Raw genomic sequence first — 25,044 nt, 5'->3', positions numbered from 1 at the left:
GCCTTCGCGGGCTTTTTTTGTCATCGGGACACCGGGATTTATTTCTGAACCCAGCGCCCGCGATTGTCCTGGTAGTATTCGCCGGGGGCGAGGCGGGCCTCCAGTTTTTCCGCCGCGCGCGCTGCCACCTGGGCAATATCGATATTGTTGCGCTTGGCGATGCGGGCATACTCCGCTTTGCGCTTGGCGTTGACTTCCGCCACCAGTTTTTCAAGCTCCGGGGAGCTCTGGTCCACCACGGCGATATAGCCGCTGTTGGCCTCGCCGACGAGCCCCTGGCTCTTGGCTTCACTCAGGGAGATCGCCAGGGCCGGCAGCGCGATTGCCAGGCCAAGGCAGAGCAGGGCGGTCTTGACTAGCTTCATGGTTGGCCTCCTTAGAATATGCCTTCTTTGTCTTCGAACAGGTTGTCCAGTTCCCTGTCGACCTTCACGCGAATCTCGTGCTCGATCTTCACGTTCAGGTTCACGGTGATCGGCTCGCTGGGGGCCTGGACGGCGACCGTCGGCGTGCATCCCGCGGCGGCCACGGCGGCCGCAAACAGTAGCGGAAGCAATTGGCTGCTCTTCATCAGTTGCTCCTCAAGTTAAAGCAAGGACATTGTAATCGCGCAAGCTTAACCCAATCTGAACCCGTTTGTCGGGAATCACTGTACCTGCTTTTCCAGCGCCTCGGTCAGGTCACGGCTGGCCTGCAGCGAGCGCAACATGGCGGGGATATTGTTTTCCAGGTTCAGATTGATGATCAGATCCCGGTCCGCGGCGACCGAGGCGCTGCGCCCGACCAGCTTCAGCTGCAGCTGCATATCGCCACTGGGCGGGTATTCGAGGGTGCCGCTCAACGCGCGGTAGTTGTAGTCTTCCAGGGCGCCGGCGAGCAGCTTCAACTGCGGGTTGCCGGACAGCATCTCGGCAGAGAAAGCGCCGTAATAGCGCAGGCGCCCGCCCGGCGGACGCGCGCGAACCGTGCCCTGCTCCACGGTTATCCCCTCCGGGCCGGTCGACAGCGGTATCTGCAGATCCACGGTGCCGGTTGCGGCAAAGTTCTCGGCTTCCATTTCCCGGGCCAGTGCTCTGAGCGAGATTTCATTCAGCGCGACCTGGCTCCTGCGCGTCTCACCGGCGAGATTCCACACCAGCGCACGGGATTGCAGAGTGCCGCCGAGCAGCTCCGCACTGAGGTTGCCGAGGGTCAGATCCCGCTTCTCATCGAGCGACAGCGAGAAGCGGATATTCTCCACCGGCAGGCCCACGTCCAGAGTGTCCAGTTGCACTGGCTGTGGGTTTGCGGTGATCCATTGATCACCCCGGCTGTGCAGGGAAAGCCTGCTGTGGATACCGGCGGCGAAGCTGTCGTTGTAGACCGCGGCAACCCCATCCAGGCGCAGTTCGATGCTGTCCTGCTGTGTTTGCGGCCAGGAGAGCCGTCCTTGCGCGGCAACCTTTCCCGCGACCAGGTCCACCGGCAGTCCCTGCACGGACTGGCTGAGCGGCTGCCTCTGGCTGAATTCGATCTCCTCCAGGGCGAAATCCGCCGCGCCCCGCTGGCTGTCGATATTGTGTTGCCACTGGCTTTGCACCCTGAGGTTTCCGGCCCGAGCCCGGCTCTCGCCGCGCAGGGTGTCGCCGTTCAAAACGAGCTTGCCGCTCAGGTCGGTATCGAGTTGGTAGCGGTTCTGCAGCTGCAGTTCGAGCTTGTCCGAACGGTAGCTGGCGCTGAGCTGTGGCTGGCCCTTGACCTGCCTGAATTGAATGGCCGTGAAATCCATGGTGCCGGAAGCCCGCTGCCCCTCGGCACTGAACGCGCCGAAGTGGGTCGACAGCGCGCCGCTGGTACAGACGGTTTCGCCTCCGGCGAGGGTGCATTCCAGCTGCGGTGCGCGTATCGACAGTTTTTCTATCCGCACGGCCTTGCGGCTGATCTGCCCGGCCTCGAAATTCGTGTCGTGCAGGCTCCACTGCTGCTCGCCGTTGTTTAGATTCCATTCCAGCCGGGTGTCGATCGACGGTTGCAGAACAGCCAGGCCGGACGCCTCGTGCGCGAACTGTTCCGAAGTGGCGCGCAGTTCCAGCGTGCAGCTGGTCTGTGCCGAGATGTCGCAATCGATATTTGCCAGCTGCGACTCCAGGGATAATTTCCCGCTCTCTTCACTGGCTTTCACGCTCAGGTTCTCTCCCGTTACCTGGAGACCCCCGGGCCAGCGGGCCGCCTGCAGGGTCACTGGCGCCAGCAGGTGCAACGCCAGCTGCCCCCTGTGCCAGCCAATCTGCGACGGCAGCGATTTTTCGTCACCCTCCGCCTCGACGGTGACAGACACGCGGCTGTCCGGGAGCAGGGACAGAGTGACATCACTAAGCCAGTGCTGTCCGGCGCCGCTTGCTCCGGCCCGGGAATGGATTCTGGCGCGCCCTTCGAGTGCCACGCTTCCCGCCGCGGATTCTATGGCCAGGGGGGGCAGCAGTCGCCGCCAGCGCGGGGCCTGCAGCAGTGAATCGCTGGCGGCGAGGTTCAGGTCGCCTTCGACGGTGAGCAACTGGCCCGCCTTCTGTGTGCTGGTATCGAGCCGGGCCCGCAGCAGGGGGTGTGGCTCTCCGGCCGGGGTCAGTTCAAGGGCGGCGGTTCCGGAAATTTTCTGCGGCTGTAGCGGTCGCAGGGAGGCGAACTCCACAGAAAGCGGAACGGCCGTAGTCAGGGAAATCTCTGCCGTCGTGCCCAGCAGTTTTTCCGGCAGGCGGAAGCGCACCGATTCGCCCCGCAATTGTGCGGAGATATTCCGGTAGTCCTGTAGTTGAAGGGGTTCATCCGGTATCCGGGCGCGGATATTGGCGGAGAGTTTTCCGGACGCACTGGCTGCGATTTCGTCCAGTGCGGCGGTCGCCGGCAGACCGGTGAGCCGCTGCAATTCCGTCTCGAGATCCGCACTCAGGCGCCATTGGCCGGCGGTATCCGGCACGAGACCGGCGTTCAACGACAGCGCTGGTTGCTGTGGATCCGCACCCAGCCGGCCGGAAAGCCGGAGCTGGTCCGGGCGGGTCTCGACCTGCAGGGAAAGCTGCTGCCTTCCACTGGAAAAATCTGCGTATATCGTTTGGCTGTCATAGTCCCGCCGGAGGCTGAATTTTCCTTTTGCAGTTTTTTCCCGCTGCCACTCCAGATGGTCAATCTGGGCGCTTAGTGGCAGCCGGCGCAGCAACTCGAAGATGTCGCTGAGTTTTGGCCCCTGTGCGCGGGGAAGCTCAGTATCCCGCGGTGGTGGCGTTGTGGTTGTGTCGGGATCGGGCGCGGGCACAAAGCTGAGTCTCGAGACTGACAGCTGCGCCCGGTTGCGTTGCGGCGCAAACAACAGGCCGAAGGGATGCCGTATTTGTACCTGCTGCAGCCGTACTGTTGCGCCGTTGTGCAGAGACAGGGCCAGGTGGTCCGCGGCGACAAGCCCCGGTGCAAGGCGCAGGCCGTCAAGTGCATCGACGCGTCCGCCCTGCAACAGCGGATTGATCAGCCGGGGCGCCATAGCATCCCTATGCCACCAGGCCCAGCAGCAGGCCGACAGTATCAGCAGGGCTGCCGTGATTGGAACGAATCTGGCCTTGCGCACAGATAACCTCTCGAAACTGGCTTGTGGTAGGTGGGTGCGGAATGATTCGCGTTCCCGGGGCCAGTGGCGGCACACTCCCGTGCCGAATTGCCCGGCTACCTATTTGGCTTACGGTTGAATAAGCATCATTATAAGGCCTCGGCACCGGACAAGAATAAGAGTGAGCCTATAGTGAATACTGTCTTTTCAATGCTGCGCACTGCTGCACTGTTTCTGATTGCCCTGACTAGTGGGGGGGGAGCCATGGCCTTTGATCGCGTGACCGGAGAGGGTTTTGCCAGCCGCTCTCCCGTGCTGGCGACGCAGGGGATGGCGGCCACCAGCCAGCCCCTGGCAACCCAGATTGCGCTGGATATTCTCAAGCGCGGCGGCAGTGCCGTGGACGCAGCCATTGCCGCCAACGCGGCCCAGGGGTTGATGGAACCGACCGGCTGTGGCATCGGCGGCGATCTGTTTGCCATCGTCTGGAGCGCGGAGGAAGGCAAACTCTATGGCCTGAATGCCAGTGGCCGTTCGCCCAGATCCCTGCCATTCGAATACTTTTCCCGCAACGGCCTGTCGAAAATCCCATCCCACGGGCCCCTGCCGGTGTCGGTGCCCGGCGCCGTGGACGGCTGGTACCAGCTGCACGAAAAGTTCGGCCGCCTGCCGATGGACGAGCTGTTGGCCCCTTCAATTGACTACGCGGAGCGGGGTTTTCCGGTCACGCAATTGGTGGCCTATTACTGGAACCGCTCGGTGCCGCTGTTGGAAAAATACCCAGGATTCCGCGAGACCTTTATGCCCGGAGGCCGGGCACCGCGGGAGGGGGAGCTGTTTCGCAACCCGCGCCTGGCGGAAACCTACCGGCGGATCGCCGAGGGCGGGCGGGATGCCTTCTACAAGGGCGATATAGCCCGCGAGATCGCCGCCTATATGAAAGAGAACGGGGGCTTCCTCTCCTATGAGGATCTCGCCGGGCACCGCTCGGAGTGGGTGCAGCCTGTCTCCACCAATTACCGCGGCTACGACGTCTGGGAGTTGCCGCCCAATGGGCAGGGCATAGCGGCGCTGCAGATACTGAATATCCTCGAGGGTTACGATCTGGCCGCGCTCGGGCGCACCAGCCCGGAGTATGTGCACCTGTTTGTGGAGGCGAAGAAACTCGCCTTCGAGGACAGGGCGAAATACTACGCCGACCCGGCTTTCAATCGCATTCCCGTTGCCGAGCTGATCTCGAAGGAATACGCGGCCGAGCGCCGCAAGCTGATCGACCCGGACAGGGCGGCCAAACGCTACGATGCCGGCAATGTGGCGCTGCGCCACGGGGATACCATCTACCTCACGGTGGCGGACAAAGACGGCAATATGGTGTCACTGATCCAGAGCAACTACCGCGGCATGGGTTCCGGCATGACGCCGGGGGAACTGGGCTTTATCCTGCAGGACCGCGGCGAGATGTTCAGCCTCGAGGAGGGGCACTTCAACCAGTACCAGCCCGGAAAGCGCCCCTTCCACACCATTATCCCGGCGTTTATCACCAAAGACGGCAAGCCGTATATGAGCTTCGGCGTCATGGGCGGCGCCACCCAGCCGCAGATGCACGCGCAGATAGTGATCAACATGGTGGATTTCGGTCTCAACGTGCAGGAGGCGGGCGACGCGCCGCGCATATTGCACAGCGGCTCCAGCCAGCCGACCGACGAAATCATGCGCGACGGCGGCTATATCAGCCTGGAGGACGGTTTCCCGATGGAGACCCGCCGCAAGCTGGTACAGATGGGGCACCAGTTGCGCTTTGAAAGCGGGCCCTACGGCGGCTACCAGGGCATCCTGCGAGACGCGCAGGGGGTCTACCACGGCGCCTCGGAGAGCCGTAAGGACGGCCACGCCGCCGGTTACTGAGGTGGCCGCCGCGCTCTTGGCAGTGGCGGTGAAATCTATATAGTGGGCGTCTGAGCCTCCGCCGGCAAAGCGCGGGGGCGCGGTTTGTCAAAATGGAATACCCCGTACCCGCTATGAAAGACGCCCAACCCCGCACCGTCTACCTGAGGGACTACCGAGTACCCGACTATCTGGTCGACACTACCGAGCTCCACTTTGAACTGCAGCCCAAGGCCACGCTGGTCAAGTCGCGGCTGAAAATCCGGCGCAATCCGGACGCCGGGGAGGGGCTGCCGCCGCTGCTGCTGGACGGCGTGGATCTGGAGCTGCTGTCGGTTTCCATCGACGGTGTGCTGGTGCCCGCCAGCCGCTACCAGGAGCTCCCGCAGGGGCTGTCGATTCCGGTGGAAAAGCCGGAGTTCCTGCTGGAAATTCACAACCGTATCAACCCTGAAGACAACACGTCGCTGGAGGGGCTGTACCTCTCCAACGGCATGTACTGCACCCAGTGCGAGGCGGAGGGCTTCCGCAAGATTACCTACTACCCGGACCGCCCGGACGTCATGTCCCGTTTCACCACCACCATAGTGGCGCCGCGCCAGTACCCGGTGTTGCTGTCGAACGGCAACGAAATAGCGCGTGGTACCACCGAGGATGGGCGCAGGTTCGTCACCTGGGAGGATCCCTTTGCCAAGCCCGCCTACCTGTTCGCGCTGGTCGCCGGGGATCTCCAGCATGTCGAGGACAGCTACACCACCGCCAGCGGGCGCCGGGTGAAGCTGCAAATCTTTACCGAAGCGAAGAATATCGGTAAGTGCGACCACGCGATGCGCTCACTGAAGAAGGCCATGCGCTGGGACGAGGAAGTCTACGGGCGCGAATATGATCTGGATATATTTATGATCGTGGCGGTCGATCACTTCAATATGGGCGCGATGGAAAACAAGGGCCTGAATATCTTCAACTCCGCCTGCGTGCTGGCGAGCCCGGAGACGGCCACCGACAGCAGCTTCCAGCGAATCGAATCCATTGTCGGTCACGAGTACTTCCACAACTGGTCCGGCAACCGTGTCACCTGCCGCGACTGGTTCCAGTTGAGCCTGAAAGAGGGCTTTACCGTTTTTCGCGATGCGGAATTCTCTGCGGATATGAACTCCCGCGCAGTCAAGCGCATCGAGGATGTGTCCATGCTGCGCACGGCCCAGTTTGCCGAAGACGCCGGCCCCATGGCGCACCCGGTGCGCCCGGACTCCTATATGGAGATCTCCAACTTCTATACCCTCACCGTGTACGAGAAGGGCGCGGAAGTGGTGCGCATGATTCACACCCTGCTCGGCGCCGAGGGTTTCCGCAAGGGCAGTGATCTCTACTTCGAACGCCACGACGGCCAGGCGGTGACCTGCGAGGATTTCATTGTGGCGATGGAGGACGCCAACGGCGTGGACCTGACCCAGTTCCGCCGCTGGTACAGCCAGGCGGGCACACCGGTGCTGGAAGTCACCGACGCCTACGACGAGGCCAGCGGCAATTACGCGCTGACCGTCAGGCAGTCCTGCCCGCCCACCCCGGGCCAGGAGAAGAAGCTGCCGTTCCATATCCCGCTGGCGATTGGCCTGCTGGGTTCCGATGGCGGCGACCTGCCGCTGGACTCGACGGGCAGCACCCAGATGGTGCTGCAGGTGACAGAAGAAGAGCAGACCTTCAACTTCCCCGGCCTGACGGAAAAGCCACTGCCGTCGCTGCTGCGCGGTTTCTCCGCCCCGGTCAAAGTGCACTATGCCTACAGCGATGAACAGCTGTTGTTCCTGATGCGCCATGACAGCGACGATTTCAACCGTTGGGATGCCGGTCAGCGCCTGGCGTTTGCGGCGCTCGGGCGACTGCAAAAGGCATACCGGCAAGGCGAGCCGCTACAGCTGCAGCCGCAGCTGGTGGAGGCCTACCGCAGCCTGTTGCAGAACCGCGACCTGGATCCGGCACTGGTGGCCGAAATGCTGGCCCTGCCGAGCGAGCAGGCGCTGGCGGAGCAGGCCGAGCAGATTGACGCCGAGGCCATTATCGCCGCGCGCAATTTCGCCCGGAGCGCCCTCGCCGAGGCCCTGAAAGACGACCTGTTGGCGTGCTACCAGCGGCTGCACACGGAAAAGCCCTACAGCCCGAACGCGGCCGATGTTGCCGAGCGCAGCCTGAAAAACGCCTGCCTCTCGTATATGTGTGTGACCGAAAGGCCGGAAGCGCTGGCGCAGGCGCAGGCGCAGTTCGACGCCGCGTCCAATATGACCGACAGCGCCGCAGCACTGGCTGCGCTGGTCAATCATGCGGACGAGGCCAGCGCCGCGGCGGCGCTGGAGCGCTTCTACGAGCGCTGGCGGCAGGATACTCAGGTCGTAGAGTTGTGGTTTGGCCTGCAGAGCGCCAGCGCCAAACGCGGCACCCTGGACAAGGTGCGCGCGCTGATGCAGCACCCGGCCTTTGAATTGAAGAATCCGAACAAGGTGCGCGCGGTGATCGGTGGTTTCGCCAACCGGAATTTCACCCAATTCCATCGAGGCGATGGCAGCGGCTTTGAATTCGTCGCCGAGCAGGTAATCGCGCTGGACAAACTCAACCCGCAGATTGCCGCGCGCCTGGTAATACCTATCACCCGCTGGAAGAAATACACCGGCGATCTAGGCGACAAGATGCAACGGGCGCTGCAATCGGTGATGGATTCCGGCAAGCTGTCCGCGGATCTCTACGAAGTGGTGAGCAAAAGCCTGGCCTGATACGCATCGGGGGCGGGCTCCGGGAGTCCGTCAATCAACGGGTCGCTTGCGCCCCTACAGAATGCGGCTGTACTTTTCCTCACCCAACCGCACCAATTCCAGCGCCTGCCCCGCCAGGCGCAACTCCGTCACCGACGCATAGTCCGGTCTGAACTGCTGTATCTTCCGGTCGCCGCGAATATGCGCCACTATGGAGTTGATCACCATAAAATGACAGAAAACCGCCGTGTCCCCGCTTAGGCCGACAAGATAGTTCAGTATCCCGTTGCGCCAGGCCAGTTGCCGCCGATCCCCAGGATCCCATTCGCCGTGCAGCAGGCTCTTGATCCACTGGCCACGCTCGCGGAGCGGCATATTTTCGGGAGATGGAATTTCGGTAACTGCCGTCTCAATGGATACCGGCTGCTGCCAGAGCTCCGACAGCGGCTGGGCCGTCTGCCTGGCCCTGGTTTTGGGACTGCTTATCAGGGCCATGGGTTTACTGGGCGCAAGCCGCTGCGCGAGCTCCCTGGCCTGCTGATGTCCGAGGTCCGTAAGCTCCGGGTCCGCTACGGTCGGGCCCTTTTTGGCTTCGCCATGGCGTATCAATAAAATTCTTGTCACTCGCTCGCTCTACAGAAAACCGTTTAGCAATTCATCCGGTATATGTTGCCACAGGGCTTCGATTTCCGCTGTATCGAATGAACGTGTCGCCGGGTGATCGCCAAAGCGGCGGCTGTGCCCGGCGGAGAAATCGGGCCACTCCTCCCCCGGATCCCCGCATTCGGCAAAGTTCAGCCACGCCTCGCGCATGGCCTGGCTCAGTTTGTGCGCATTCGCTTCGCCTCCGTAGAGCGCCTGGAGTGAAGCTTCTCCATGTGTGCCAAACACATAGCCCAGCTCCACCGCGTGGCAGGCGCCGAGGAGCGGCTGGGCCGCCAGCGGTTGCGCGAAGTGATAGTGAAAGCGCCGCCCGCCATGGGCGCGCAGCAGGCGCAGACCGGGCAGAGTGAACACCATATCCGTCAACAGCAGATTCCAGGTACGGCTCCACTCCGGCCATGGATTCTCCGCCATACCCCGAGCGATTTGATGGTAGTGCCCCAGCAGTGGGTTCAGGAGCTCTCCCGGCAACAGCCATTCCAAACGCGAGCGAATCTGATGGCTGTCCAGCGTAAAACTCTCAGGGTTTATGGCGCTGAACAGATTCCATTCTTCCAGGTTGCTGCCCAGCAGCAGCGATACATCGGCGGCGCCGCCCCTGTGCAGTTCTGCCATGGGGTCGGTATCGAACAGCTCACCGTCGAGCACCGGCTTGAACGGCAGTTGTCCCCAGTTCTGCTCCATGCGCGGGTCGGACAATATGGCGCTCTGTGCCCGCAGCAGCATTCGGGTGTCGACATTGGCCGGCGGCTCGCCGCCGCTAATCGTATCCAGCCGCTCCAAAAATGCCTGCGCCAGACTGTTGGCCCTGTCGCGGTTATGCATGGCCTTGGGGTTGCCGCTCTGGACTATTGCCCGGCGGAACAGCCCCCGGCTGCGCGGTGTGGCCAGCAGGGCTGCGATACTCATGGCGCCGGCGGATTCCCCGAACAGGGTAATATTATCCGGGTCTCCGCCAAATGCAGAGATATTGCCTCTCACCCACTCCAGCGCCGCAATCTGGTCCAGTATTCCCTCGTTGCCGGAGGAGGGGATATCGCTGACATCCCGCAAGCGCAAAAAACCCAGTGCACCGAGGCGATAGTTAAAGGTGACGACGATGGCGCGCCCGCTCGCGGCCAGGTAGCGGCCATTGTAAATTTCCTGGCAGCCTGACCCCATATAAAAAGAACCGCCATGCACCCAGAGCATAACCGGCAGCTTTTTGTCTCCTGATACGGGCGGTGTATAGATATTCAGGTAGAGACAGTCTTCGCTCTCCGGCACCTCGCCGTTTGGGCCGCGCACTTCGATCAATGTTGAAGGGTTTTGTGCCGCCGGCATCCCAAAGCTGAAAGCATTGAATGGATTTTGCCAGCGGGGCACAGGCTGGGGCGGACACCAGCGCAGTTTCCCTACCGGCGGAAGGGCGTAGGGAATGCCAAGGTAGCGGTGGATGCCTGTCAGATCGTCGACAGTACCGACAACCGGGCCTGCGGGTGTTTCCAGGACAGGTGTGGTTTTACAGGGATTTTTGTCGGGCCTTCCTGTCGTCGCATCGCTGCTCATCACTGGCGTCCTGCTCTTTGTGCAACGGAATCCATAACTCGTCGAGTATAGCTGGCGTCAATATTGCTCTTGAAAAGCTCAACGCCGCAGTCCATACAGAAATAGGCTGGTCAAAAATTGTCCAGCAACGCCGTATTTGAGGTTTTGAAATACGCCGAGGATTGGGGCGCCCCTTTCTGAAACTTGCCGGGTAGTCGTGGGCTGGTGTTGGAGCGGGACCTCGTCGGGCGCGAAATGGATGTACGCATGGACTTAGCAGGTTGAATTATGTACGCGAGGATTTACGACAAGGTCACTGGCTCGGTAACGCAACAGCCATTGCACAACTTGGATTTATCTTCTACCGGGATCGTAGCACTACCATTTGGGCCCGATGAGATCGCTTCCTATGCGAGGAACGGTCTCGACCTGGTCATCGTGCTCAAATCCGGGGAGATAATCACCATCGCCAATTTCTTCCAACTGGATGAAGATGGCACCCACAGCGAACTGGCAATTGCCGGTGGAGAAGAGCCGCTACTCCTGGCTCAGGCCGGGGACCTGGCTTCGGTCTTCTCCACAGCGGGCGGCGGCTCGGGATGGGATCTGATACCCGTAGCCGCCCCTGTTACCGAAGTCGGGTCCTGGATTATTCCAGGGCTGGCGGCACTTGGGATAGCCGCTCTGATAATTACCGACGACAGCGGCGACCGGGACCCCTTTACCCGGACCGGCGAGTTTGTACCGGTTGCCAGAATCGATGATCTACCGCCTCCACTACCACCATCGCCGCCTGATAGCGACGCGGACGCCGATGCGGATGCCGATGCCGATGCGGATACCGACGCGGACGCTGACGCCGATGCGGATGCGGATGCGGATGCGGATGCGGATGCGGATGCGGATGCGGATGCCGATGCGGACGCCGATGCGGATGCTGACGCGGACGCGGACGCGGATGCGGATGCTGACGCGGATGCGGACGCCGACGCCGACGCGGATGCTGATGCCGACGCGGATGCGGATGCTGACGCTGATGCGGATGCCGACGCGGATGCTGACGCCGACGCCGATGCGGATGCGGATGCGGATGCGGATGCGGATGCGGATGCGGATGCGGATGCTGACGCTGATGCGGATGCCGACGCCGACGCGGATGCTGACGCCGACGCCGACGCCGACGCCGACGCGGATGCGGACGCCGATGCAGATGCTGACGCTGATGCGGATGCCGACGCCGACGCCGACGCGGATGCTGACGCCGACGCCGACGCCGACGCCGACGCCGACGCCGACGCCGACGCCGACGCGGATGCGGACGCCGATGCCGATGCGGATGCGGATGCCGATGCCGATGCGGATGCGGATGCGGATGCCGATGCGGACGCCGATGCGGATGCGGATGCGGATGCGGATGCGGATGCCGATGCCGATGCGGATGCGGATGCCGATGCGGATGCGGATGCGGATGCCGATGCGGATGCGGATGCCGATGCGGATGCGGATGCCGATGCGGATGCGGATGCGGATGCCGATGCGGATGCGGATGCCGATGCGGATGCGGATGCCGATGCGGATGCGGATGCGGATGCGGATGCGGATGCCGATGCGGATGCGGATGCCGATGCGGATGCGGATGCGGATGCGGATGCCGATGCGGATGCTGATGCTGATGCTGATGCCGATGCCGATGCCGATGCCGATGCCGATGCCGATGCCGATGCCGATGCGGATGCAGATGCCGATGCGGATGCGGATGCGGATGCGGATACCGATGCAGATGCCGATGCCGATGCCGATGCCGATGCCGATGCCGATGCAGATGCCGATGCCGATGCCGATGCCGATGCCGATGCCGACGCCGATGCCGATGCCGATGCCGATGCCGATGCCGATGCCGACGCCGATGCCGATGCCGATGCCGATGCCGATGCGGATGCGGATGCGGACGCCGATGCCGATGCGGACGCCGATGCCGATGCGGATGCCGATGCCGATGCCGATGCCGATGCCGATGCCGATGCCGATGCCGATGCCGATGCCGATGCCGACGCCGACGCCGATGCCGACGCAGATGCCGACGCAGATGCCGACGCAGATGCCGACGCCGATGCCGACGCAGATGCCGACGCAGATGCTGATGCCGACGCGGACGCCGACTGTGATATCAACATTGATATCGACATCAATATCGACTGCGATTGTGACGCAGACGCTGACTCGGATGCCGACGCCGATGCCGACGCCGATGCGGATATGGGACATGGCGCCGGTGGCTGGTGTGACCCCGACTGTCAGATAAAAGATGTTGATGTCGACGTTGACATCGAGAAAGACGGCTGCGACATCAATATCGACATCGATATTGATATCGAATGCGATGCGGATGCAGATTCGGACGCGGATGCGGATGCCGATGCGGATGCCGATGCGGATGCCGACGCGGATGCCGACGCGGATGCCGATGCCGATGCCGATGCCGATGCCGATGCGGATGCGGACGCCGATGCTGACGCCGATGCGGATGCAGATGCAGATGCAGATGCGGATGCGGATGCCGATGCCGATGCCGATGCCGACGCGGACGCCGATGCTGACGCCGATGCGGATGCAGATGCCGATGCGGATGCAGATGCCGATGCGGATGCGGACGCCGATGCTGACGCCGATGCGGATGCCGATGCGGATGCCGATGCGGATGCCGATGCCGATGCCGATGCGGATGCCGACGCGGATGCTGACGCGGATGCGGACGCCGATTCGGACTCCGATTCCGACTGTGAGCTACCGAATGCAATTTCCTACATTGCTTACAGGCTGGACGACGGTCGGGTGATCAAGGTCGAAGGAATACCGGATGAAATTACAGACGGTAGCTATCCGGAAACCCTGATTGAGTGCATCGAGGAAACTTATGGTGGAGAGGTAACAGAATTCATCGTCAAGGCTGGAAACGAGCACTATGACGAGAACTGTGAGGAAACTACCACCGATGGCTGGCCGACAAACCCATCAGGCAATGTCGGTGGGCCCGGCGTCATCGAAACAACCGTTGACGAACTCTGCGATGAGGAAAGTGGCCCCGCAACAGCCAGTTCCGATTCCAAAGAGGAAGACTGCGGTTGCGAGGGAGAAGCCAATGCGAATGCGGATTCTGATGCGAATGCCGATACAGGCGCAGACGAAGATGCAGACGCAGATGCCAGCGCGGGTCTCTGGTTGCAGACCGATACGGAAAGCAGTGATGTAGTCCCACTACATGATGCGGAGTTTGACTCCATCGACTACGGAGACGGTGTCGATTCCCAGTTCTGGTTGACCTCTGACGATGGCGTCTATGGCGACGGCCTGGATGGCCTCGGATCAGAGCAGTCGGGATTGACACTGGAGGAACTGTTGGATGATCCGGATCCGAATGGCGACACTCTGTTCGGACAGGAGCAGGGTGGAGACGACGGACTGCCGGAACCAACGGACTCCTCTGGCGACACCGCCTGCGGTTGTGACGGAGGATCGGACAGCGCGATGCATGCCCAGACGGATGAGCAACTCCAGGATCTGTGGCAGCAAAACGGGCTCGATGATGTATGAATAGATAGAGGAGATTGATGTCGAATCACACCGGGCCGTAAGGCCCGGTGTTTTTTATTGGACTAAACTGGAAAGCGGAATTTTATAAATTGGGTATCTCAGCCGCCTTGCGGCGACAGCCCGATATAAACAGTTGTCAACAGCAAGTGAAAATAGTGGATCGAATAAAGCGACTATGGATGGTTTCGCTCACTTCGGCGGTACTTTTGTCGGTACACCAGGCCCGGGCGGAAGACCGGGGCGTAGTAAGCCCGACAGCGCTGCAGTCGGAAGTGGTTCAATCCTCTGCAGAGACAGTCATCTCCCAAAGGGAAGTAATCGCCGCCCAGGAACTGGATCTTGTCAGTGCGGTTCATCGGGCCGTCGAGTGGCATCCCAGCATCTCCGAGTCAGTCGGGGCTCTGTATCAGGAACAGGAAAATGTCCGTGCGGCCAAGGCAGGCTACTTCCCCCAAGTAGGCGTCAATTTGGTTACCGGGCGCGACACAGAAGACAAGAGCGACGGAAACGGGCACGCCGTGCAGCTCTATGCGTCGCAGCTTTTGTATGACTTCGGCAAGGTGTCCAGTGAAGTGGATCGGGCGACCGCGGGAGCGAGAAAGTCCCAGGCGGAAGTGCTGCGGTCCATCGATATGGTGGCTCGGGATGCCGCCAAGGCGGCTATCGAAGTGCAGCGCTACCAGGCTCTATTGCAGACCTCCCAGGAGCAGATAGATGGTGTTTCTGCCATCGTTTCCCTGGTGCGAATGCGCAGCGAACGGGGGGCGAGTTCGCGCTCCGATGTGCTTCAAGCTCAGTCCCGGATGGAGGCTGCGCGCGCGTCTAAGCAACAGGTGCAGGCGCAGCTCAACCGCTGGCGTAGCACCCTGCAGTACCTGATGGGCAGCCGCAATCGCTTCATCCTGTCCATGACAATCCCGGCGCCTGTCAGCGACGCCTGCCAGGTGGAATCGCCGGAGCTCTCCGCAGTGCCGGAGGTCCTGATCGCAGAGGCTTCGCGGGCGGAAGTTATGGCGCGTATGGAGGAGGCGAGAGCGAACGCCTGGCCGACGCTTTCACTGGATGCCAGTGTCAACAATTATCTCGATCAGCAGTATGTGGATTCCAATGCGCTCAATGAGCACGAAAGCGCCGTTTTCCTGAACCTGTCCATGCCGATATATCAGGGCGGCAGAATTTCGGCGAACAAGCAGTCCACCGTTTATGCGCTGCGCGCAGCGGATGCGGCGAAAGACGCGGTGCGCCTGTCGGTGATGCAGAATCTTCTCGCCGCGCAGGAAGAGGCGAGCGGGCTGATGCGGAGCCTGTCTATTCTCGACGCCCGCGAGCGCGCCATTGCTGAAACCCGGGATCTGTACAGGAAACAGTACTCCTCTCTCGGTACCCGCACTCTGCTGGATCTACTCAACGCCGAGCAGGAGCTGCACCAGGCGCGTCTGGAAAGAAGCAATACCCGCTATGACCTGAATCGACTTCAAATCGACTGTCTCTACAACGTAGGCGCGCTCAGAAGAGTGTTCCAGCTGGAGGGGCGGGAGATACAGGGGGTGGAGGTTCTGCCGTGAGCGAAAGCGATACCCTGGGCGCGGAAGCGGTGCTCGGCCCGATGGAGACATCGGATGAACAGCTGGATTACGCCCCGTGGCTGGATGCGATACTGGCCGTGGCCAGGCACTACCGCCTGGAATACTCGGCAGAAAACGTTCGCATTGCCTCCGCATGGGGTCTGGAAGATTCCACAGAGAATGTGATCAGGCATATGGCCAGGCAGGCGGGCCTGACGGTCAAGTTTTCCCGATTCAAGGAATCCCTACTTACACCCTGGAGGTTGCCGCTGGTCGTCCAGTTTAACGACGGGCAGGTGGGGGTTATAGAAACCATAGGCGGCGATGGCAGCCTCGGTGTTCTATACAGCGGGGATCAGGGGCTGCAGAGTAGGGCCAGCGTCAAGAATATTGCGGACAAGGTTTCACTGGTTCTGGTGCTGCGTCCGGCGAAGACGGTTACGGACGCGCGGGTCGACGACTATATAAAGCCGGATAACAAGCACTGGTTCCGAAAAATCATTTTGCGCGATCTCAAGCCCTATGGGCATGTCATGCTGGCCACTACAGTCGCCAACATCCTGGGATTGTCCGGAATATTTTTTGCCAGGCAGGTCTATGACAGAGTGATTCCGGCGGAATCCATGCCGACCCTCTACGTGCTCTTCAGCGGCGTGATACTGGCCGTGGTGTTCGACTTTATTATGCGCATCATGCGGGTGCGGATCACCGACCTGCTGGGCAAGCGTGCGGATATCCGTGTTTCCGATCTGGTGTTCGGTCACGCGGTGCGCCTGCGGAATTCGGCCCGGCCAAAGTCCACCGGTACCTTTATTTCCCAGATCCGAGAGCTGGAGCGGGTGCGGGATATGGTCACATCCACCACTATTCTGGCGCTGGCGGATATGCCCTTTTTCCTGCTATTCCTGGTGGTGATGTGGGTGATTGCCGGCCCATTGGTTCTGGTGCCTCTGACAGCCGTATTTGCGCTGATTATTCCAGGGCTGCTGGTGCAGAGAAAGTTGGCCAAGTTGGCCTCTGAATCGATGCGTGAGTCCTCGCTGCGCAATGCCATGCTGGTGGAAACCATCCAGGGCATGGAGGATATCAAGGCCCTGCAGGCGGAGCAGCGCTTCCAGCGCCAGTGGAACCACTACAACGCGGTGACTGCGGACTCCAACCTGAAACTTCGCTACCTGGTCAATATGCTGATGACCTGGACGCACAAGGTCCAGTCCTCAGTATTTGCGTTTATCGTTCTGTTTGGTGCGCCCATGGTGATGAGTGGAGATATGACCACCGGCTCCCTGGTAGCGGCATCGCTACTCGGCTCGCGCATGATGTCACCGATGGCGCATATCACTCAGGTACTGAGCCGCTGGCAGCAGGCCAAGTTTGCACTACAGGGGTTGGACGAGATTATGAAGCTGCCGGTGGACCACCCGGAGGGCAGCAAGCGCGTACACAAACCGGTGATTCACGGCGAATACCACTTCAAGCGCGCGATATTCCAATACGGGGAAGGTGCTGCAGAACCGGCGCTGATGATTTCGGAGCTGTCGATTGAGCCCGGGGAGCGCATCGCGATATTGGGCAGAAACGGTGCCGGCAAATCGACCCTGCTGCAGGCGCTGGCCGGCGTGCTGGAAGCCAGCAGTGGCCGCGTCAATCTGGATGGTGTCTGTATGGCCCATATTGATCCAGCGGATATCCGTCGTGACGTTGGACTGCTTAGTCAGAATGCGGGGCTCTTTCACGGTACTTTGCGGGAAAACCTGATGCTTGGTGCGCCCCACGCTACGGATGCGGAGATAATCTGGGCGCTGGACATGAGCGGAGCGCTCGAACTGGTACAGAAAATGCCCAGCGGGCTGGACCATATGATTCTGGAGGGCGGGCAGGGGCTGTCCGGTGGCCAGAGACAGTCGCTGTTGCTCTCGCGTCTGCTGATACGCCAGCCTCATATTCTGCTGCTGGATGAACCCAGTGCGTCGCTCGACGAATCGACGGAGCGCCGCTTGATCCAGCGCCTGGACGAGTGGTGTAGCAATCGAACCCTGATTGTGGCGACACACCGCACCAGTATGTTGAACCTGGTGGAGCGGATAGTGGTGGTGGATGGTGGCCGCATCGTGGTGGACGATTCCAAGGATAGGGCGCTGGCGAAACTGTCCGAGTCCGTCAATCGTGAGCAGCGCGAAAGCGAGCAGGTGTCTTGATGGCGAGCGAAAAGCGCGCGACCCTCGACAGCAGATCCTCCGGCACCACGAGCATTCCCCTGCTGGAGGCCGACTATCACAGTGGGGAGCAGCATTACAGTGACGAGGTGGACGAAGCCACCATCGTCCGTTCCACCCGGGTAGTTCAGGTATTTTTCCTGCTGATCGCAGTCCTGATCGTCTGGTCCTACTTTGCCCGGGTGGACGAAGTCTCCTCCGGCGCCGGCAAGGTGATACCCACTTCCCGCGCCCAGGTGATCCAGTCCCTGGAAGGGGGGATATTGGCCGAACTCAAAGTCGCGGAGGGGGATATCGTCGAGCGCGGACAGGTGCTGGCGCAGCTGGACCCGACCAAAGTGCGCTCCAATATGGAGGAGAGCGCGGCCAGATATCGCGCCGCGCTGGCCAGCGTGGCCAGGCTCACCGCCGAGGTCAACGGCACGACCCTGGTATTCCCTGAGGAGCTCGCCTCCTACGAAGATCTAAAGGCCAAGGAAACCAAGTTGTTCGCTACCCGGCAGAAAGGCCTGGCAGAATCCCTGAAGGGACTGCGCGAGTCACTGAAACTGATCGAAAGCGAACTCTCCATCACCAAATCCCTGGTGAGCTCCGGTGCCGCCAGTAATGTGGAGGTGCTGCGTCTGAGTCGGCAGAAATCGGAGTTGGAGCTGAAAATCCGCGAAGTCCGCTCGGAATATATGGTACGGGCGAGAGAGGAGCTCGCCAATGTCAGCGCCGAGGTCGCGGCGCTGTCCTCGGTTGTCGAGGGGCGTTCGGACTCGCTGACGAGGCTTACACACCGCTCTCCGGTGCGCGGTATCGTCAAGGACATCGCGGTTACCACGATTGGCGGCGTGATCCCACCCAATGGTCGGCTGATGGAAATCGTTCCCCTCGACGAAAAGCTGCTGATAGAAGCGCGGATATCACCTCGGGATATCGCATTTATCCACCCCGGTCAGCACGCCAAGGTAAAGATTACCGCCTACGACTACGCTATCTACGGCGGTCTGGACGGGAAGGTCACCACCATCTCGCCGGATAGCATCCAAGACGAAATCAACCCGGATGAATTTTACTATCGAATATTTATCCTCACGGAATCCGACGCATTGGTAAACAAGGCGGGTAAACGATTTCCGATAGTCCCCGGGATGATTGCCTCGGTGGATGTAAAGACAGGCTCTAAAACAGTGTTCGATTACCTGATTAAACCGATTAATCGTGCGAAAGAGGCGCTTCGGGAAAGATGAATATAACGAGAGATAAAAATATGTGTCTTCCGCGAGCCCCTATCTTTCTGCTTTAACCGAAAAGGCGATAGAAAATGTCTGAAGAAGTTACCAAGGAAAAAAAGGGGTTCAACAATCTCCATCTGAACAAAAATGCGGCAGCCATCTTCTATGCAGAGGATCCGGAGAGCTACATAGGTTTGGGCAATGTTAATCAAGTATTGTTGCGGCGATCATGCGCCGTGAGAAATATAAAATTTGAAATACTAAAAAAAAGGAAAAATGGAACCGTATGGGCTGCCGTCGGAAGAGATAGAATAGTAAGATTTATAAAAAATATGCCGGCTCAGACATCTTTAGCTGCGAGAAGGATCGCAAGTAATAAAGAGAAGACAAAGGAATATTTGAGAAGATGCGGCGTAAAAGTTCCTGACGGAAAACTAATAAACTATGAGGATATAGATGAGGCTTTGCGATGGTTCAGTAGATTGCAAGTTAAGAAAGCCGTCGTTAAGCCAGTTTCTGGATCCGGTGGTAGGGGAGTTACTTCAGCTATAACATCTTCTTCCGACCTGCTTCAAGCCATCGATAAATCCGGGTCCAGGAAGGTGATTCTAGAGCAACATATCGATGGAAGCGATCACAGGCTACTTGTAGTTGGCGGAAAATTCATTGCAGCTATACGGAGATTGCCCGCTTTTGTTATTGGAGACGGGCAATCGACCCTGGAGGGGCTGGTTCAAATAAAAAATCTTGCGCGCTCCCGCAATCCCTATACGAGAAAGTCCCCCTTATCCTTGGATGATGGCGTGCTAAAACGTCTTGGAAAAGTAGGAATAACCAAAGATAGTATCCTGCCGGAAGGCTATAGGGTGCAGCTTCAAACTATTGCAAACATCGGAGTGGGTGGGGACAGTGAAGATGTCACCAAGGACGTTCACCCGGATTTTGTTTCTATAGCGGAGAGTTGTTGGCATGCATTACCTGATATAGCTTTTTGTGGGATTGACTTAATAGCAGAAGATATAAGTAAGCCTGTTTCGGAGCAAAGCTATGCGGTAATAGAGATTAATTCAAACTGTGATATAGCGATGCATCATTTCCCTACATATGGGGGTGCAATTGATGTGGCTGGTGCGATTATTGACTACATATTTCCACGCGAACCTATGTCTAAATTACATGGCGTTAAAGTTAGTACTTCTTGTAAGGCCCATGGTGTTGGATTCAGGAATTGGATTAAGAAGAAATCAACTTTATATGGCGTAAACGGATACTGTGAAAGTGTTGATGATGGAACAGTAGTTGCCGTTTTTGAAGGGAGTGAGTTTTCTGTTAATGAAATGGTTCTTTTGTGTTGCAAGTGGCCGGAAGAAAGTTCTCCTCCATTTGTAGATTTCAAGTTGCAGTCAGTGACAGGGTATAGGAACTTTACTGTCAAATGATTTTTTATGAGCTTGTTGGTTTAGAGATATTTATCTTTTTCCCGCAGGGATGTATGTCGTATCTTGCTTAGAATACTGAACTTTGAAGGTGTGCATAAGAGTTAAAGATACTGCTAGAGGCTATAGGATATGCCTGAGGAAGAGATCGTCAGAAGTGGAATGGGGCTAAATAGTCTTCCGGTTACTAAGAAGGTGGCGGGCGCTTTCTATGTGGATGATCAGGAAGACTACATAGGGCTAGGTAATGTCAATCAGGTGTTGTTGAGGAGGGCATGCGCCGTAAGAAATATTAGATTCTATATATTGGAAAAGCGGAAAAATTTAACGGTGTGGATGGCTTTGGGGGAAAACAAAGCCGTCAGATTTGTCAAGAATATGCCGGCTCAAACGACTTCGCGTGCCCGCAGTATTGCAGTTAACAAGCAAAAGACAAAAGAATACTTGAGTAAATTTGGAGTTCAGGTTCCTGCCGGAAAGTTAATAAATCATGATGATACCGATGAGGCTTTACGCTGGTTCGACCAGCTGAATCCCAGAAGAGCTGTAGTTAAACCGAACTCTGGATCATCGGGTAGAGGCGTAACCTCATCTATAACTTCATCTGATGACCTCATCAAGGCTATAGAAAAGGCCGGATCAAAGAAAGTGATTCTGGAGCAGCATATCGATGGGAGTGAGCACAGGCTGCTCGTGATTGGCGGAAAGCTCACCGCAGCTATACGGTGGTTGCCTGCTTTTGTCATTGGAGACGGGGAGTCAACCTTGGAAGGCCTGGTTGAAAAGAAAAATCTTGTGCGCTCCAGAAATCCATATATAAGAAGGCTTCCATTATCTTTGCGAGGCGACGTTTCGAAGTATATAGAAAGCATAGGATTGACAAAAGATAGTGTAATTCCCAAGGGGTATAAGGTGCAGCTTCAAACAAATGCAAGCAACGGTCTCGGTGAGGATATTGAGGATATTACTCAAATTGTTCATCCGGATTTTGTTTCTATAGCGGAGAGATGTTGGAGTGCATTACCAGATATAGCATTTTGTGGGATTGACGTAATAGCAGAAGATATAAGTAAGCCCGCTTGTGAGCAGAGTCATGCGGTTTTGGAAGTGAACGCTAATTGTGATATAGCGATGCATCATTTCCCTACATACGGGGCCGCAATAGATGTGGCTGGAGCTCTTATTGATTATGTTTTTCCGGATAATCCGCCCCCAAAATTATGTAACATCAAGGCCTCGATTAGTGGCAAAGTCAGCGGTCTTATATTCAGGAAGTGGATTAAGAAGTTGGCGGTAATGTATGGAGTAAATGGGTACTGCAAGAAAGAGGATGATGGGATAGTTAGTGTGGTTCTAGAGGGTAGTGAATTCTCTGTCAATGAAATGCTCCGCTGGTGCTGTAAGGGGCCAGAAGAAGTCTCGCCATCATTTGTAGACTTCGAAAGGCAGGATGTGGAGGGGTATAGAAACTTTACTATCAAGTAATGTGTATTGAGTTTGTTGAGGATCTGGATCTGCTATTGGTGGTTGACGCAGAAGGTGCGTGTCCATGGCGGGATTTAATATTCAAGTCAAACAGATTGCTGGTATCAACACCGAGAGGTGATGGCGATGACCGAGAAAGGATTTACGTCAAGTTGTACTCAGATAATCGAGGGCAATTCGAATACAGGTCGTATTCCCCGCTATGTGAATAACGTCAAAAGAGTCTTGGTGACATCTTTGGTTTTGATGCTCGACTGGTTGGGGGCGTCTCTGGGATTTGCTGGTCAGACGCATCCGGTCACGCTGACTGCGGAGGTGACGGTTGTCAATGATTCTGATCTGGATATACGTGGCTATATCCATAGGTTCTCAGTTCCGGTTGCCGACCACATGCAGCAAAAACTGATCGCTATCAGATATGAATACGATGAAGGATTTAAACGGAAGAAGCGCAGGCGAGGTGAGGGAGAGTATGTCGAATTGAAGTGGGATATTCCATCGAGATCGTCCTCGACAAGGAGGATCCACTTTGACTTGGAGTTGTCAGACTATGATTACAGAAAAGAAAGTCCCCATAGTACTCCAGTACCGAAAAAGGTCTATTTGAATCCCTCAAAGTTTATCGAGTCAGAAGCGTCTTCCATAAAAAATCTAGCGCAGAAAATACAGAGTGATTTTCAACAGGATGATCAAAAGCTAATAGCTGCCTTTATGTTGCCTCAGGAAATGATCGACTACAAAGTTCAGAGCACAAAGGGAGCGCTGTATGCGATTCAGAATGGAGAGGGAGACTGCACGGAATTTTCGGCTCTGTTTGTTGCCCTGGCAAGGGCCATGGGCTACCCGGCGAGAATGACAACAGATTTTCTCTTCACCAAAAAATCTGAGTTCAGGAGACCGAATCATCATGCCGCCGAGGTGTACTTTAACGGAGGCTGGATTCCTGTGGATCCGAATCTGGCCCTGGATCCAACGTTTGGTTACGGATTTGGGGTGGGAAAAAGCAAAAAAATAGTGATTAATCGCAATCTTCAGTGGGTGTGGGCAAACCGGTGGCCAAAGGACTTTAGGAAGGCCTCAAAACATGCAAATGTGAAGGTCCGGTGGTTGGTTCACTAAACGAATAGGTGGGTTAAATATGTACGATGAGTTGCCGGCAGAGTTGGAGAAGCTTACAGGGCGTGAGAATGATTTTTCCGACTCTCCATATTTAAACAGCAAGTCGGTGGTTATAGATTTGATGAGTGAGGCTGCTAAAAGCCGTGGAATGCAGGTAAAAATGCATCGTGGTTTGGTATATGAAATTATAAATGATAATAAGCGTGTACCTTTTCGGCAAAACTCTCCAGCAAATTCCTCTGTATTTAGCTATTGCGCAAGGCAGAAGCATCTCACAAAAATTCTGTTGGAAAAGAGGGGGATACCGGTTCCACCTGGAAAGGTGTTTACGAGCTATGAAGATGCCCTGCGCTACTTCGAAAAGTGCGACTCGAAAGTGGCTGTTAAACCAGCAGATGGTGCCCATGGAAGTGGGGTCAGCACGGGTATATCTTCTCGGGATGAGTTTGAGTGCGCGTGGAATGTCGCCAAGTCTATCAGTAATAACGTGATCGTTGAGCAGTCGATTGAGGGGCACGATCTCCGTGTTCTTGTTATTGGCGGCCGAGCGGTGGCGGCGTATATCAGAGTGCCGGCGAATGTGGTTGGTGACGGTGTGAGTACCATAAAGCAGCTGGTTGAAAGGAAGAACAATCACAGGAAACTGAATCCCCATACTAGGAAATCGTTTTTGCGTAGATTTGACTTGCTTGAACGTGCAGGTCGCTCACTAGAGGACATTCCTGCGGTCAATGAGCGGGTATGGCTCAGGAGTGTATCTAATACGTCCGCAGGTGGGGATGTGGTGCAAATTTTTGACCATGTGAATCCCGAAGTGCTTAGAGTGGCAGAGCAGGCGGCGCAAGCCTTTCCCGGGCTGCCACAGGTTGGGGTTGACTTGATGGTTGATGATTTGGAGGGGGGGGAAGATATCTGCGTGATAGAGGTTAACTCAAACCCCACCATTGTCGGTGCTGTATTCCCGGGCTATGGAAGGCCGATTAACGTGCACGAAACCTTGCTTGATTATGTGTTTGGCCAAAGAGCACATATGCAGAATGGTCAGCGCGGAGTAATGCGGAGGCTAGCTTGTCTGCTTCCTGCAGGAAACGCCTGCGCCTATAAGTCTGGCAGTCTGAATTCATCGGAAAAAGACAAGGGCCAGATTGAGTTGATCAAGGAGGCGGCGATTTTTCACGGTATTGAGGTTGATGACATTTCTAAAGACGTTTTTACGTTATCATTCGGCGGTGAAATCGTAATTTTTAGACAGGGAGTTCCTGATAGAACAAATGTAATTTCTAGGCGAATTTGCCGGAACAGGAAGTGGATGTCGGATGTTCTTCTGCAGAATGGTATACCGTGTCTTCTGAATTCTGAGGTGTCGAAGGAGTCTTTTCAGTACCGTATTACCGTTGTCGATAGCGCCACTGTGGCGGGACTGTACGGTGGTAAATATAGGAGGTTGAAAGACGAGAGGTGTCGATTCAATCAGGGGCTACGGGATATTACCGAAGAGATACATCCGGAATTCATTGATATAGCGATAAATTCGGTCAATGCGATTTTCAGTCCGTTCCTGGCAGGTATCGATATTATTGCTGAGGATATAGGGCTGGATCCGCAACGGCAGTCCTGGTCGGTGAATCGTATTTTGTGTAACCCTTCACTTTCCTGGCACCACTTTCCGGACAGCGGCCCGGGGAGGGATCTGGCCGGAGCCCTGGTTCGTTCCCTGTTCCCTGAGCTGGAGAATATCACCATGGAAAATCGATGTGTCTTTGTAACGGTGGAGGGTAGGGTTCAGGGTGTCGGGTTTCGCAAATGGGTACAGAGGAATGCCGTTTTACAGGGTGTCAACGGATGGGTGCGGAATACTCCGGATGGCAAGGTTGAAATCTTGATGGAAGGCGCGCCAAAGGCCGTGGAATCGTTGTTGAAATTGTGCAAAACCGGTCCTCAGACCGCATCCGTATCGGAAGTTTCGGTCAAAGATTGCGATGTTTCCGGAATGTCATCCTTTTCGATTCGCCACTAGTGT

General features: G+C 57.3%; 16 protein-coding genes and 1 pseudogene. 11 read left to right on the top strand and 6 right to left on the bottom strand.

Annotated features, from left to right (window positions below):
• Positions 1-38: 38 nt before the first annotated feature.
• From ACXAF3_RS10490 to ACXAF3_RS10480, 3 genes are all read right to left on the bottom strand, one after another.
• A complete protein-coding gene (locus ACXAF3_RS10490) occupies positions 39-365 on the bottom strand; it encodes a YdbL family probable chaperone protein (protein WP_475112245.1) in 327 nt (108 codons plus the stop codon).
• Between the two features lie 11 nt (positions 366-376).
• Positions 377-571, bottom strand: coding sequence for a YnbE family lipoprotein (locus tag ACXAF3_RS10485; RefSeq protein WP_475112244.1), 195 nt, complete (start codon positions 569-571; stop codon positions 377-379).
• 75 nt (positions 572-646) lie between these two features.
• The gene (locus tag ACXAF3_RS10480; protein ID WP_475112243.1) at positions 647-3,595 is read right to left on the bottom strand and encodes an intermembrane phospholipid transport protein YdbH family protein; all 2,949 of its coding nucleotides are present in this window, start codon (positions 3,593-3,595) and stop codon (positions 647-649) included.
• A gap of 243 nt (positions 3,596-3,838) precedes the next feature.
• On the opposite strand from ACXAF3_RS10480, the gene ggt reads away from it, so the two are divergent.
• Positions 3,839-5,479 carry a gamma-glutamyltransferase gene (ggt, locus tag ACXAF3_RS10475; RefSeq protein WP_475112242.1) on the top strand — a complete coding sequence of 547 codons (1,641 nt, stop codon included), beginning with the start codon at positions 3,839-3,841 and terminating at the stop codon, positions 5,477-5,479.
• A 113-nt stretch (positions 5,480-5,592) separates the two neighbouring features.
• Positions 5,593-8,223, top strand: coding sequence for an aminopeptidase N (pepN, locus tag ACXAF3_RS10470; protein WP_475112241.1), 2,631 nt, complete (start codon positions 5,593-5,595; stop codon positions 8,221-8,223).
• 54 nt (positions 8,224-8,277) lie between these two features.
• Here pepN and ACXAF3_RS10465 read toward each other — a convergent pair whose 3' ends face one another.
• Positions 8,278-8,826 carry a histidine phosphatase family protein gene (locus ACXAF3_RS10465; protein WP_475112240.1) on the bottom strand — a complete coding sequence of 183 codons (549 nt, stop codon included), beginning with the start codon at positions 8,824-8,826 and terminating at the stop codon, positions 8,278-8,280.
• A 9-nt stretch (positions 8,827-8,835) separates the two neighbouring features.
• Positions 8,836-10,413, bottom strand: a complete 1,578-nt coding sequence (locus tag ACXAF3_RS10460) for a carboxylesterase/lipase family protein (protein WP_475112239.1) — start codon at positions 10,411-10,413, stop codon at positions 8,836-8,838.
• Between the two features lie 267 nt (positions 10,414-10,680).
• On the opposite strand from ACXAF3_RS10460, the pseudogene ACXAF3_RS10455 reads away from it, so the two are divergent.
• A pseudogene (locus tag ACXAF3_RS10455) lies at positions 10,681-10,941 on the top strand (BapA/Bap/LapF family prefix-like domain-containing protein); the annotation flags it as partial.
• Positions 10,942-11,169: 228 nt separating this feature from the next.
• Here the strand turns inward: ACXAF3_RS10455 and ACXAF3_RS10450 are convergent.
• Positions 11,170-12,657, bottom strand: coding sequence for a hypothetical protein (locus tag ACXAF3_RS10450; protein ID WP_475112318.1), 1,488 nt, complete (start codon positions 12,655-12,657; stop codon positions 11,170-11,172).
• Here ACXAF3_RS10450 and ACXAF3_RS10445 point away from each other — a divergent pair.
• The 8 genes from ACXAF3_RS10445 (at position 12,649) to ACXAF3_RS10410 (ending at position 25,041) form a co-directional block, all read left to right on the top strand.
• A complete protein-coding gene (locus ACXAF3_RS10445) occupies positions 12,649-13,983 on the top strand; it encodes a hypothetical protein (RefSeq protein WP_475112317.1) in 1,335 nt (444 codons plus the stop codon). The two genes, ACXAF3_RS10450 and ACXAF3_RS10445, sit on opposite strands and share 9 nt — an antisense overlap.
• Before the next feature lie 179 nt (positions 13,984-14,162).
• On the top strand, positions 14,163-15,548 hold the full coding sequence (locus ACXAF3_RS10440) for a TolC family outer membrane protein (protein ID WP_475112238.1): 1,386 nt from the start codon (positions 14,163-14,165) through the stop codon (positions 15,546-15,548).
• Positions 15,545-17,746, top strand: a complete 2,202-nt coding sequence (locus ACXAF3_RS10435; protein WP_475112237.1) for a type I secretion system permease/ATPase — start codon at positions 15,545-15,547, stop codon at positions 17,744-17,746. Before ACXAF3_RS10440 ends, ACXAF3_RS10435 begins: the two co-directional genes overlap by 4 nt.
• On the top strand, positions 17,746-18,999 hold the full coding sequence (locus ACXAF3_RS10430) for a beta-barrel domain-containing protein (protein ID WP_475112236.1): 1,254 nt from the start codon (positions 17,746-17,748) through the stop codon (positions 18,997-18,999). The genes ACXAF3_RS10435 and ACXAF3_RS10430 overlap by 1 nt, the downstream gene beginning before the upstream one ends.
• Before the next feature lie 74 nt (positions 19,000-19,073).
• Positions 19,074-20,423, top strand: a complete 1,350-nt coding sequence (locus ACXAF3_RS10425; protein ID WP_475112235.1) for an ATP-grasp domain-containing protein — start codon at positions 19,074-19,076, stop codon at positions 20,421-20,423.
• A 129-nt stretch (positions 20,424-20,552) separates the two neighbouring features.
• Positions 20,553-21,905, top strand: a complete 1,353-nt coding sequence (locus ACXAF3_RS10420) for an acylphosphatase (protein WP_475112234.1) — start codon at positions 20,553-20,555, stop codon at positions 21,903-21,905.
• A 126-nt stretch (positions 21,906-22,031) separates the two neighbouring features.
• Positions 22,032-23,024 carry a transglutaminase-like domain-containing protein gene (locus ACXAF3_RS10415; protein WP_475112233.1) on the top strand — a complete coding sequence of 331 codons (993 nt, stop codon included), beginning with the start codon at positions 22,032-22,034 and terminating at the stop codon, positions 23,022-23,024.
• 19 nt (positions 23,025-23,043) lie between these two features.
• Positions 23,044-25,041, top strand: a complete 1,998-nt coding sequence (locus ACXAF3_RS10410; RefSeq protein WP_475112232.1) for an acylphosphatase — start codon at positions 23,044-23,046, stop codon at positions 25,039-25,041.
• Positions 25,042-25,044 lie beyond the last annotated feature (3 nt).

The organism is Microbulbifer sp. ABF4_143 (assembly GCF_056160225.1).
Note: the sequence above shows the minus strand (reverse complement) of the source record. Positions and strands in the feature narration are given on the sequence as shown.